This window comes from Algirhabdus cladophorae (assembly GCF_044772865.1).
GTDB classification, from domain to species: domain Bacteria; phylum Pseudomonadota; class Alphaproteobacteria; order Rhodobacterales; family Rhodobacteraceae; genus Algirhabdus; species Algirhabdus cladophorae.
In genome coordinates this window covers 835,389-846,987 of sequence record NZ_CP173029.1, presented here as the reverse complement: position 1 = coordinate 846,987, position 11,599 = coordinate 835,389, and the positions used below count along the sequence as shown (strand labels likewise).

Annotated in this window: 13 protein-coding genes; 4 read left to right on the top strand and 9 right to left on the bottom strand. The window is 57.6% G+C overall.

Annotated elements, in window-relative coordinates:
• Window positions 1-25: 25 nt before the first annotated feature.
• The 4 genes from ACIRQ6_RS04115 to meaB all read right to left on the bottom strand — a co-directional run bounded on the left by ACIRQ6_RS04115 (window position 26) and on the right by meaB (window position 2,443).
• Window positions 26-535 carry a copper chaperone PCu(A)C gene (locus ACIRQ6_RS04115; RefSeq protein ID WP_420862870.1) on the bottom strand — a complete coding sequence of 170 codons (510 nt, stop codon included), beginning with the start codon at window positions 533-535 and terminating at the stop codon, window positions 26-28.
• A gap of 50 nt (window positions 536-585) precedes the next feature.
• Window positions 586-936: a hypothetical protein gene (locus tag ACIRQ6_RS04110; RefSeq protein ID WP_420862869.1), complete on the bottom strand. Its 351-nt coding sequence runs from the start codon at window positions 934-936 to the stop codon at window positions 586-588.
• Window positions 937-1,034: 98 nt separating this feature from the next.
• Window positions 1,035-1,316, bottom strand: a complete 282-nt coding sequence (gene rpmB, locus ACIRQ6_RS04105; RefSeq protein ID WP_420862868.1) for a 50S ribosomal protein L28 — start codon at window positions 1,314-1,316, stop codon at window positions 1,035-1,037.
• Window positions 1,317-1,456: 140 nt separating this feature from the next.
• Window positions 1,457-2,443: a methylmalonyl Co-A mutase-associated GTPase MeaB gene (gene meaB / locus ACIRQ6_RS04100; protein WP_420862867.1), complete on the bottom strand. Its 987-nt coding sequence runs from the start codon at window positions 2,441-2,443 to the stop codon at window positions 1,457-1,459.
• Window positions 2,444-2,503: 60 nt separating this feature from the next.
• Between meaB and hrpB the strand changes: the two genes are divergently transcribed.
• Complete coding sequence (gene hrpB / locus ACIRQ6_RS04095) at window positions 2,504-4,948, top strand: ATP-dependent helicase HrpB (protein WP_420862866.1); 2,445 nt, start codon at window positions 2,504-2,506, stop codon at window positions 4,946-4,948.
• Window positions 4,949-4,965: 17 nt separating this feature from the next.
• Window positions 4,966-5,775 (top strand): class I SAM-dependent methyltransferase, encoded by an 810-nt coding sequence (locus ACIRQ6_RS04090; RefSeq protein WP_420862865.1) that lies wholly within the window; start codon window positions 4,966-4,968, stop codon window positions 5,773-5,775.
• Here the strand turns inward: ACIRQ6_RS04090 and ACIRQ6_RS04085 are convergent.
• Window positions 5,772-6,269: a hypothetical protein gene (locus tag ACIRQ6_RS04085; protein ID WP_420862864.1), complete on the bottom strand. Its 498-nt coding sequence runs from the start codon at window positions 6,267-6,269 to the stop codon at window positions 5,772-5,774. The genes ACIRQ6_RS04090 and ACIRQ6_RS04085 overlap by 4 nt on opposite strands.
• A 279-nt stretch (window positions 6,270-6,548) precedes the next feature.
• Here ACIRQ6_RS04085 and ACIRQ6_RS04080 point away from each other — a divergent pair, with 279 nt between their 5' ends.
• Complete coding sequence (locus tag ACIRQ6_RS04080) at window positions 6,549-6,971, top strand: hypothetical protein (protein WP_420862863.1); 423 nt, start codon at window positions 6,549-6,551, stop codon at window positions 6,969-6,971.
• Between the two features lies 1 nt (window position 6,972).
• Here ACIRQ6_RS04080 and argF read toward each other — a convergent pair whose 3' ends face one another.
• Genes argF through ACIRQ6_RS04065 form a run of 3 tightly spaced genes read right to left on the bottom strand, consistent with a single transcriptional unit; the run spans window position 6,973 to window position 9,589 of the window.
• Window positions 6,973-7,899, bottom strand: a complete 927-nt coding sequence (gene argF, locus ACIRQ6_RS04075; RefSeq protein ID WP_420862862.1) for an ornithine carbamoyltransferase — start codon at window positions 7,897-7,899, stop codon at window positions 6,973-6,975.
• Between the two features lie 21 nt (window positions 7,900-7,920).
• Entirely contained in the window at window positions 7,921-8,415 is a 495-nt protein-coding gene (locus tag ACIRQ6_RS04070; protein WP_420862861.1) for a GNAT family N-acetyltransferase, read from the bottom strand.
• Window positions 8,408-9,589 (bottom strand): aspartate aminotransferase family protein, encoded by a 1,182-nt coding sequence (locus ACIRQ6_RS04065; protein ID WP_420862860.1) that lies wholly within the window; start codon window positions 9,587-9,589, stop codon window positions 8,408-8,410. The genes ACIRQ6_RS04070 and ACIRQ6_RS04065 overlap by 8 nt, the downstream gene beginning before the upstream one ends.
• 269 nt (window positions 9,590-9,858) lie before the next feature.
• On the opposite strand from ACIRQ6_RS04065, the gene ACIRQ6_RS04060 reads away from it, so the two are divergent.
• A complete protein-coding gene (locus ACIRQ6_RS04060) occupies window positions 9,859-10,752 on the top strand; it encodes a DMT family transporter (RefSeq protein ID WP_420862859.1) in 894 nt (297 codons plus the stop codon).
• Here the strand turns inward: ACIRQ6_RS04060 and ACIRQ6_RS04055 are convergent.
• A complete protein-coding gene (locus tag ACIRQ6_RS04055) occupies window positions 10,724-11,527 on the bottom strand; it encodes an ABC transporter permease (RefSeq protein WP_420862858.1) in 804 nt (267 codons plus the stop codon). The two genes, ACIRQ6_RS04060 and ACIRQ6_RS04055, sit on opposite strands and share 29 nt — an antisense overlap.
• Window positions 11,528-11,599 lie beyond the last annotated feature (72 nt).

Below are 11,599 nucleotides of genomic sequence, written 5' to 3'. Positions count from 1 at the left end.
AACGCGCCCCGCCAGAGGATTTGGATTAGTTCGTCGTGCTGTGGCCAGAGTGGTTGGAATGATCCGTGCCGCCATGGGCGCCTGCTTGCGGTTTGCGTGTCAGATCAACTGGGATCTGGACAGTAATGTCACCTGCCTGTTCGAACGTCAGGGTCACTTCGATCATTTTGTCTTGCTCAAAGCGAGTGGTAAGCCCCATGAACATCACATGTTCTCCGCCACGTTTGAGGTGCAATGTGGCACCGGCAGGCAGTTCAAAGCCGTCCTCTACATGGGTCATCATCATCACCCCGTCTTTTTCGATATGCGTGTGCAGCTCAACCCGTTTGGCCGCAGGACTGGAGGCCGCGATCAGCCGATCCGCCGTATCGCCGTGGTTCATGATCTGCATAAAGGCCGCACCAGCCATAGCCGTAGGCGTCGAGGCGCGGGCATAGGAATCCATGACCATGATCGAACCCATATCGCCTGCATGTGCAGCAGGGGCCAACAAAACAGCAGCACAGGCCGCGCGAAGGATATTTGAAAGTGCCATTAAGTGCACTCCTTTTGAATGTCTTGAAATTTTCGTTTAGGAACGGGGGATTACGCCAGCGTCGGCGGATCCCTTGCCCCAAGCCTGCGATCCCCGATCCGGCCTTGGGTCAAGGCAACCAGCGGTACAACGACCGATTTGGAAATTTGTTTAGGCCGATCGGGTATTGCGGCACCACTTGCCGCAGCCCATGGGGTCAGAACGCAATCGGGGCAGAACTGCCCACCCAATGTCGGATTGCCCTCGGCATCCACGGTCACAACTTGCGTGCCATGGGCCAGACAGAGCGTCATCTGACCCGTAGCGGCAGCTTGGCCGCGGGCCACAGCCATGGTTTGGCTGGTCAACACCATCAACCCTACGATCAGGGTCAATGCGAATATGCGCGTGAACTGTCTCATCACTTTGCAGATATGCGTAACACAGACACAAAGCAAAGGGACAAAATGAAACAGCCCCACCAAATGGCAGGGCCGTGTCGTCAATCTGTCAAAGCGACTTAGGCAGACGCTTTGGCGATGTCTTTTTTGATTTTCAAAGCTGCTGTGGACAGTTCGGCGTCTTTGGCTTTTGCCATGAACGCGTCCAAACCACCGCGGTGGTCAACTGTGCGCAATGCAGCGTTGGAGATCCGCAGTTTGAACGAACGGCCCAAAGTCTCTGACGCGAGGGTCACGTCCTGCAGGTTGGGCAGAAAACGACGGCGTGTTCTGTTTTTGGCGTGGCTGACATTGTTGCCAACCATTGGGCCTTTACCGGTCAATTCGCAACGACGCGACATGGGAATACCTCTGGCATTTAACTTGGACGGTGGCCCCGCGCAGAGCGGCGACCTGAATTGAAGCTTGCGTTTAGGGGGAATCGCCCGATGCGTCAAGGCCTGCGGGCCCTAGGGTCGATGTTTTTCACGCCACGCCTGAATTAGCTGTCTGTCTTGGCAAAAAACGTGGCCAAAACCTGTGTCGCCGCGGCACTGGCGGCGATATCACCCGATTGGACAGCCGTGCGCAAGGCCGTCATCTGATCGGCGACAGCGCTGGATTTGGCCAATTGGCTGAGCACGCCGTGCTGCACTTCGGCCTCAAACCAATGCATCGCTTGGGCCGCGCGCCGTTTGGCAAAATGCCCATGGGTTTTGCGCCAGTCAGTGAGGGCCTGAACATCGCCCCAGACCTGATCTAAACCATCGCCCTCCAGCGCCGAGGCCATCACAGCCTTGGGAAACTCATCAGGATCCTGCGCCCGTTTGCGCAACAGTCGCAAGGCACCGGAATAATCCGCACAGGTGCGCGTCGCCGCAGGCTTGAGATCCCCATCGGCCTTGTTGATCACGATCAGATCGGCAATCTCCATGATGCCACGTTTGACGCCTTGCAACTCGTCACCGCCCGCAGGGGCCAGCAACAACATAAACACATCCGCCATTTCGGCGACCATGGTCTCGGATTGGCCCACCCCAACGGTTTCGATCAAGACCACGTCGAATCCAGCAGCCTCAACAATCGCCACGGCCTCGCGGGTACGCCGCGCCACGCCGCCCAGATGCGATTGGCTGGGGCTGGGGCGAATAAAAGCGTTTGGATCGCGACTAAGCCGTTCCATACGTGTCTTGTCACCCAGAATTGACCCGCCCGAGCGGGTCGAGGATGGATCAACCGCCAGCACGGCCACCTTAAGGCCCTGCCCGGTCAAAAGCATGCCAAACGCTTCGATAAATGTGGATTTACCGACCCCGGGCGTGCCAGACAGACCGATGCGCAGGGCCTGACGCGCACCCCCCAAAGCGGCCAGCAATTCAGCCGCTTGGGCGCGATGGTCATCACGACCACTTTCAACCAAGGTGATGGCCCGGGCAATGGCGCGGCGTTCGCCTTGTGCAACCCGCTGGGCCAGTTCAGAAATATCCATACCGCAGATGTGCCCAATCTGCGCTTGCCTGTCCATAGGGCTTTCACAGATAACAGCCCTATGACCGCTCTGCCGATTGATCCGATCCTGCCCGAATTGGTGGCCACTCTGCGCCAACACGGCCGCGCTGTATTGCAAGCGCCCCCCGGTGCTGGCAAAACCACGCGCGTTCCGCTGGCCTTGCTGGAGGACCAGACGATCACCGGCAAAATCCTGATGCTGGAGCCGCGCCGCCTTGCAGCCCGTGCAGCAGCAGAACGTATGGCCAATACCTTGGGTCAGCAGGTTGGCGACACAGTGGGCTACCGCATGCGTGGGGCCTCAAAATCCGGGCCCAACACCCGGATAGAAGTCGTCACCGAGGGCATATTGACCGCCATGATCCAATCGGACCCGGAACTGACCGGGATCAGTGTGGTCATCTTTGACGAATTTCACGAACGCAGCCTGAATGCGGATTTAGGGCTGGCGCTGGCGTGGGACATTCGCGGCGCCCTGCGCGAGGATCTGCGACTGTTGGTGATGTCCGCCACACTGGATGCAGCCCCAGTGGCCCAAATGCTGGACGCAGCACCGATCGTGACCTCCGAAGGCAAATCCTTTCCGGTGGATATCCGGCACCTTCCCAAACCCACTGGCAAGGACATTCGGCTGGATCAGGCCACGTGCGAATTGGTGGTGCAAGCGATCACAGAAAATCCGGGCTCGGCCTTGGTGTTCCTACCCGGCGAGGGTGAAATAAAACGCACCGAGGCCTTGCTGGCCAAGGCACTGCCCTCCGACTGCACAATCGCGCCGCTCTATGGTGCGCTGCCCTTCGCCCAACAGCAAAAAGCCATTCAACCCACCGCGACAGGCCGCAAAATTGTGCTGGCCACGGCAATCGCGGAGACGTCTCTGACGATCCAAGGCATTCGCATTGTGGTGGACGCAGGACGGGCGCGGCGGGCGCGCTATGATGCAGGCTCGGGCATGTCGCGGCTGGTCACCGAACGGGTCAGCCGTGCCGAAGCAACACAACGCACAGGCCGCGCAGGCCGCGTCGCAGCAGGGGTCAGTTACCGCCTGTGGACTAAGGGTGAAGAGGGCAGTCTGCCCGCCTTCCCCCCAGCCGAGATCGAAGCCGCGGATCTGACGGGCTTGGCACTGGAACTGGCACGTTGGGGCAGCACGGGCGCCGATCTGGCCTTACTGACGGCCCCGCCCGAGGGCCCAATGGCGCAGGCCCGCGCCTTGCTGCATGACCTTGGGGCTTTGGATACAAAGGGGGCGATCACGGCCCATGGACGCGCTTTGGTCCGGCTACCGCTTCATCCGCGACTGGCCCATATGGTGACTATAGCCGGACCCGACGCTGCCCCTTTTGCCGCTTTGCTCAATGGGCGGGATGTGCTGATGCGCGGTGCGCCCGTGGATCTGTCCTTGCGCCTTGAGGCCCTGCGCGATGCCCGTGCTTTTGCCCGCAACCGTAGTTTTGCGATAAACCACGCCGCCTTAGCCGAAACCCGGGCAGAGGCCCAGCGCCTACGCCGTTTCACAGATAAAGCCAGTGACTTAACCCCTGCCCAAATGTTGGCACTGGCCTACCCCGACCGGATCGGCCAGCACCGCAAAGGCGACGCGCCCCGCTATATTCTGTCGGGCGGCAAAGGGGCTTATCTGGAGGCAGCCGATCCGCTGGCCCGCAGCCCGTTCATTGTCGCCAGCGATCTGGACGGCGATCAACGGGAGGCCAAAATCAGGGCCGCACTCCCCATCAGCTATGCTGAGATTTGCGAAGTCTACGCGGCCACCATTGCTTGGCACGACCTGTGCGAATGGTCCAAACGCGAGGGCCGCGTGATCACCCGCCAACAATTGCGACTGGGGGCCATTGCGCTGGAAGACCGTACATGGTCCGACGCCCCACCCGAAGATATCGCCGTGGCGATGTTAGACGGGGTGCGGCAACTGGGCTTGTCCCCATCCAATGCGGCCAAACGTTTTGTTGCACGGGTCGAAATCGGCATATCCGGCGGTCTAGATTTGCCCGATCTGAGCGAAGCTGCGTTGATGGACAATCTTGAGGCATGGCTCTTGCCGCATCTGACCGGCGTGCGCAGTGCGGCGGATTGGAAGGGGTTCGACCTGCTGCCAGCCCTCAAAGGACGGCTCGATTGGGGGCAAACTCAGGCTTTGGACAAGGCCGTGCCCAGCCATTTCACCACCCCCATGGGCAGGCGTGTACCAATTGATTACAGCGGTGATCATCCCGCCATTTCCCTGCGCTTGGGCGAGCTTTATGGCGTCACGCGCCACCCCACTGTAGGCAAAACGCCCCTGCGGTTAGAGCTTTTGTCCCCCGCCCAGCGCCCCATTCAAATCACGCTGGATCTGCCGAATTTCTGGAAGACATCCTACGCCGACGTGCGCAAAGACATGCGCGCGCAATACCCCAAGCACCCTTGGCCCGAAGACCCAACAGCAGCGGAACCCACGCTGCGCGCCAAACCGCGTAAATCCTAATCAAAGGACCCACCGCCATGTCTCTGCCCAAAGATACCAAGACCATCACCAAAGCCAACCGCGCAGCATGGCAGGAAGCAGCGCCAATCCACCAAAAGCTAAACCAAGCGCGTCTGGAAGAGGCCTTTAAAACACCGGGATATTCCTGCCTCAAACCCGTTGAAACACGGATCCTGAAACGCCTCGACGTGGCAGGCAAAGATGTGGCCCAAATGTGCTGTAACAACGGGCGCGAACTGTTGTCTGCCAAAAACATGGGGGCAGCGCGCTGTGTGGGTTTCGACGGGGCACAGAATTTCCTCGACCAAGGTTGCGCGTTAGCCAAAGCCGCTAATTTGGACGTGCAGTTTGAATGGTGTGACGCCTACGAGATCCCGCCGCAATTTCATGGGACGTTTGACATTGTCATGATCACTATCGGGGTGCTCGGCTGGATGCCTGATATTGACGGCTTCTTTGCCAGCGTCGCCCAATTGCTCAAACCCGGTGGTGCGCTTTTTATCCACGAACACCACCCCGTGACCGTCATGGTCAAACCCGGGCCTGCCGAGGCGCCAGTCGAATGGGAGCTGTCCTATTTTGCTAGCGCACCCTATGTAGACACCAATGGCTTGGACTATTACGGCGGCACCCGTTACGACGCGCTGCCCAACTATTCCTACAGCCACAAACTCAGCGATATTTTGATGGGGGCGGTCAAATGCGGCTTGCTGCTTGAAGATTTTGAAGAGCGCCCCGATCATATTTCGAACGCATGGTGGAATGTGGAGGCATCAGACATCGGCCTGCCCATGAGTTATACGTTAGTTCTGCGACGGCCACTCTAGATCTGGCGGCGCAAATCGCGGGCACACGCCCCCAAAAGCGCATAGGAATAGAGGTTGTGAAATCCCAACAAAGCGCGAAAGGCAAATCCTAATCCTTGCCCCGGCTTGACCGGCACCACTGCGGATCCAAAATACAACCGCGTCCCGCTATTTTGCGGCGCCACCATCAGCCAAGACCGGGTACGGCTTCCCAAATCATCCAGTAGCAACTGACCATCGACACTTTGCTCAACACTCCATGCCGAAAAATTATTCCCCCTGCCACTGGCAAGTGCGGTCAACTCGGCAATCCCCGAAGGCCGCTTGATCGTCCGGTCCAAAATCCATTTCTCGGTCCGGAAAAGCCAGGTGCGATAAAAGGCCATCACATAGGCCTCCAACGTCACAGGGGCCGCAATATCGGCATAAAAACAGTCGGTGAAACAGTCATCGCGCTGCGCATATCTCTGCAACAAGGCGTCGCTTGGCACGTCTGATTTGGTAACAGTAAACATAGTCAAGATACTAAACCGAACTGTTCAGTTGTGCCTATCGGTCAAATCCGCGCAGGGTTCTTGGGCGTCAACGTCCCCTCGTTTCAACCTTGGACGGTTCATACCTGAGCAGTTCGCATTGTGGGAAAAATCACATGACCAAAAAATCGATTGTTCGGGCCATTTTGGCGGCTGCATGCATCCCAATGGCCGCCTGAGCAGCCTATAAGCCCAGCCGAATTGTAATGCCCGAGGCCTTTGGCCTGACTTGCCCCAGCCCCCAATATTTGCCTCGATGATATGGCCGATCTGGACACAGCACAACAGCTGCGCCGCGACGCGGTGGCTTTCGTTGAAACCCATCTTGGGCCGTTTCGCAAACAGCCCCGCGTGCTCTTTTGCTCTACTGACGCATGTTTCAAAAACTTCAGCCCACACCCGTTTGCGGGGCTTAATCTAGGCACTTATGGGGCCATCGTGAACCACACCGGCTGGACGCCTCATATTGTGCGGCACGAGTTGATCCATCATTGGCAAAACGAACAGTTTGGCGTTTTGCAGGCCTCTATCCTGCACCCCCAATGGTTTCGCGAAGGCATGGCCTACAGCCTTAGCCAAGACCCGCGCAAACCAATCCCCCACGCCCCATCCCAAAACCATCGCACGCAGTTCGAGACATGGGTGGCTCAGGGCAATAACTGGCGCGACCCTCCGGCCAATTAGGTTATTTACCCAAACACCAGCGCATCACTGCTTTTTGGGCGTGCAACCTGTTTTCAGCCTCGTCAAAGATCACCGAATGCGGGCCATCCATCACAGATGATGTGACTTCCTCCCCCCGATGCGCTGGCAAGCAATGCATGAACAACGCGTCGGATTTGGCCTTGGACATCAGCTCGTCATTTACCTGATAGCCGCGCAGCAAGTTGTGCCGCCGTTCCTTGGCCGTCTGGCTGTCGTGCATGCTGATCCATGTGTCGGCCACCACCAAATCAGCGCCTTTGACAGCCTCATCTGGGTTGCGCACAATCTCGACGCTAACGCCCTTTTCGCGGGCTTGGTGGATAAACACTTGCTCGGGATCCAGCGGCTCTGGCCCCGTAAAGACCATATCAAACCCGAACTGCCCCGCCGCATGCAGGAAGCTGGCGCAAACGTTGTTCCCATCGCCGCACCAGACCACTTTCTTGCCCGCAATCGACCCGCGATGTTCTTCATAAGTCATCACATCGGCCATGATCTGACAGGGGTGGGTGCGATTGGTCAGCCCGTTGATCACTGGCACAGTGGCGTGATCGGCCATCTCCAGCAGGGTCTCTTCCTCAAAGGTCCGGATCATGATCAGATCCACATAGCGGCTCAACACACGAGCCGTATCGGCAATGCTCTCGCCGTGGCCCAACTGCATATCAGCCCCAGACAGAACCATGGTCTGGCCTCCCATCTGACGCACCCCCACATCAAAGCTGACCCGCGTCCGCGTCGAGGGCTTTTCAAAGATCAAAGCCACCATGTGACCGTCCAACACCAACTCTTTATCAGGGCTCGCTTTGGGCTTGCCAGCGCGCGCCTTTTTGGTGGCCTGCGCCTGCGCCATGATCTTGAGCAATTCAGCCTGGGGCGTCTTATGAATATCTAAAAAATGTTGCATTACTTCAGTCTTTCTAGGCCCTTAGCCTGTAAATTCCATAACCAAAACGGGATCACCATCTTCACAGGGCCGTTCTTCAACGGGGATAAATCCCGCACGAGTGTAACTGCCAATTGCATGGGTGTTCAGCACGTCTGGATCAACCAAAACCACGGGCGCACCCGCGCCGATCAATTCCAGTGCACGCGCGCGTACAAACCCCGCCCCGTGGCCCTGCGCCAAATACGCCGGATCGCCTAGAAAGCTGTCCATAGCCTGTGCGCCATTGGGTCGATCTGCATAGTGCGGCATCCCGTAAGCATGGGCTTCATAGCTTTGCACATAGGCAAAATCAGTTCCATCAATCCGGGCAATCCGCATATCTGTGCGGGTCGTCTCATGGCTCCAATCTTCCTCGATCAATGCCCATTCCGTTGCCCCGTCTTGCCACCACCCAGCAATATGAGGTTCGGCCAACCAAGCACAAAAAAGCGCCTTGTCAGCGGGCACCAAAGTTCGAAAATGATACTCAGCCATCGCTTTGCACTGCCTTCGCGGCCTTGTCCAAACGGGCGACGGCCTCGCTGATTTCGTCATCTGTAATGGTCAAAGCAGGCAGCAAACGAATGGTATTTTCCGCCGCAGGCACCACCAACACCTCTTGGGCATAGGCTGCTTGCAACACATCCGTGTTGGCCGCTTTGCACACCAACCCCAACATCAGGCCCGCGCCGCGCACGAAATCAAACACATCCGGATTATCCGCAACCAAGCCTTCCAGCTTTTGACGCAACAGGCCCGCTTTGCGGTTTACATCGGCCAAAAACGCCTCGCTGGCCACTTCTTCCATGACAGCGCAGCCCACAGCACAGCCCAACGGGTTGCCGCCATAGGTCGATCCATGGGTGCCCGCTGTCATACCCGAGGCAGCCTTTTCCGTGGCCACAACAGCCCCCAAGGGGAAACCGCCACCGATACCCTTGGCCACCATCATAATATCTGGCGAAACACCGGCCCATTCATGGGCAAACAACTTGCCCGTGCGCCCGACACCACATTGAACCTCATCAAAAATCAACAAAATGCCATGCTCATCACACAGATCCCGTAGGCCCTTCAGACATTGATCCGGCACAGGGATAATTCCACCCTCGCCCACAACAGGCTCGATCAAAATCGCCGCGATATTGCCAGCCGCAGCTGCCGCAGTGACCGCTTCATGATCACCAAAAGGCAACGACACGAACCCCGGCAACAAGGGCCCAAACCCTTTGGTCATCTTCTCGGATGCCGCTGCCGCAATACCCGCCGAAGACCGCCCATGAAACGAGCCTTCAAACGTGATGATCTCGGTGCGCTCCGGCTGACCTGCCTCATAAAAATACTTGCGCGCCATCTTCACAGACAATTCGCAGGCCTCAGTCCCCGAATTGGTAAAAAAACACGTATCTGCAAACGTCTGTTCCACCAACATATCTGCCAAAGCCTGCTGGGCGGGGATATGGTAGAGGTTCGATGTATGCCACAGCGCCCCCGCCTGATCAGTCAACGCCTGCACCAGCTTGGGATGCGCGTGACCCAAAGATGTCACCGCAATCCCCGCACCCAGATCCAAAAATCGGCGCCCGTCCGCCTCAATCAACCAAGCACCCTCACCTTTGACAAAGCTCAAAGGCGCACGTGAATATGTAGGCAACAAAGACGAGATCATCGGAATTTATCCTTATAAAGAAGCCATGTGGTGCCGCAGGGGCAGGCTTAAGTCAAGTTTTAGGAAAGCAGACAGAAATGGCCCAACCGCAACATGCAGCTTAGGCGGTGATACGTCGGCGTCGGGCGCCCAGCCGGATCAAATTCACTATCATGCCAGCGCAATAGCCAGCCAATCCATCTCTGTCCACAGATTTCTTTTTTCGCAAAATACTCCCGCCGGAGGCACCCACCCTTGCAACCCGCGCCAAAGCCGGAAATGACAGCACCATGAGTACTGCGCAAAATCCCCCCCTTGCTATCGCCTTTATGCTGTCGGCCACGGCCTTCATCGCGGCAACCACGCTCTTGGCCAAGGCCCTTGGCACAGATACCCTAGGCGCTCCACTGAATGCGTTCCAGATCTCGAACGGGCGCTATATTTTCGCCCTCATAGCCCTGCTAATCTTTGCCGCCATCACCCGCCCCAAAATAATCGCGCCAAAAGTCAAATTGCATGTCGCCCGCGCTCTGTTTGGCTGGCTGGGCGTCACACTGATGTTTGCCGCGGCCAGCAAAATCCCCCTGTCTGATGCAACAACCATCAGCTTTCTCAACCCTGTGTTTGCAATGATCCTTGCGATCCCATTGCTGGGTGAAAAGGTCGGGCCCGTGCGCTGGTCCGCCGCCGTCATCGCATTGGTCGGCGCCTTGGTTCTGCTGCGCCCCGGTGCCGGTAGCTTGCAAATAGGCGCACTGCTGGCCCTTGGGTCCGCCGCTATCTTGGGCACAGAAATTATCGTTCTAAAACACCTCTCCAAGGGCGAAGGTGTGTTTCAAATATTGCTGTTTTCCAACGCCATCGGCACCGTGTTGTCCTTGGGCCCGGCGGCATGGGTTTTTACCCCGCCAACCCCGCACCAATGGGCGGCACTGGTCGCCATCGGCCTCATTATGGCCAGCGCGCAGGTCTGTTTCGTCAATGCGCTCAAACGCGCTGACGCCAGTTTCATCGTGCCGTTTTCCTATGCAACGCTGCTCTTTGCCACACTTTATGACGCTCTGATTTTCCGCACGCTTCCCGATACGATCTCGGTTCTGGGGGCAGCGATTATCATCGCAGGTGCCGCATTGCTCGCGTGGCGCGAAGGGCGGATCAAGGCTTCATCCGATAGCCGGTCTTAAACCAGCGCCAGCACAATCCCAACACAGCCAAAGCTGAAGCCACAACAATCGCCAGCCCCAGAACCGGACTGCTGTCTGACTGGCCGATAACCGCGAACCGGCCGCCATCGATGATATAGAAAAACGGGTTGATATGGCTCAGCAATTGCATCACTGGCGGCATATCCTGAACCGAATAAAACGTGCCGGACAAAAACGCCAAAGGTGTAATTATGAAATTTGTAATCGCCGACAGCTGATCGAATTTCGCTGCAAACAGCGAGGCGCAAATCCCAAGCCCGCCCATAAACGCGCCACCTGCAATCACAAAGCCCACCAACCACAGCGGGTGCGTGATCCCTTGGCCAAAAAACACCACAATCCCCAAAGCCATGACCACAGCCACAAAGGCCCCCCGCGCCACAGCGCCCAGCGCATAGCCTGCCACCAATTCAAACGGCGACAGCGGCGGCATGAGCGTATCCACAATGTTGCCTTGGACCTTGGCTGACAGGATCGACGAGCTGGCATTGGCAAACGCGTTCTGGATCACGGTCATCATCATCAAACCAGGGGCGATAAAAATGATATAGGGCACGCCCATCACCTCGCCCCGACGCGGCCCAATGGCCAGATGAAACACCAACAGCAACAGACCTGCCGTGATCAGCGGCGCCAGCAGGGTTTGCGACCAAACGTTCAAAAAGCGACGGATTTCCCGTTCAGCCAGCGTCATCAACCCCAGCCAGTTCATCCGGCCAAAGCGGCGTTGGCCCATTTGTCGCAATTCAGCCATAAGATTCGCTCCCTCGCTTGTATCTGCGGCGTCAGTGACTAAGATAGGAAGCTAGCCTCGAACTCAAGGGCA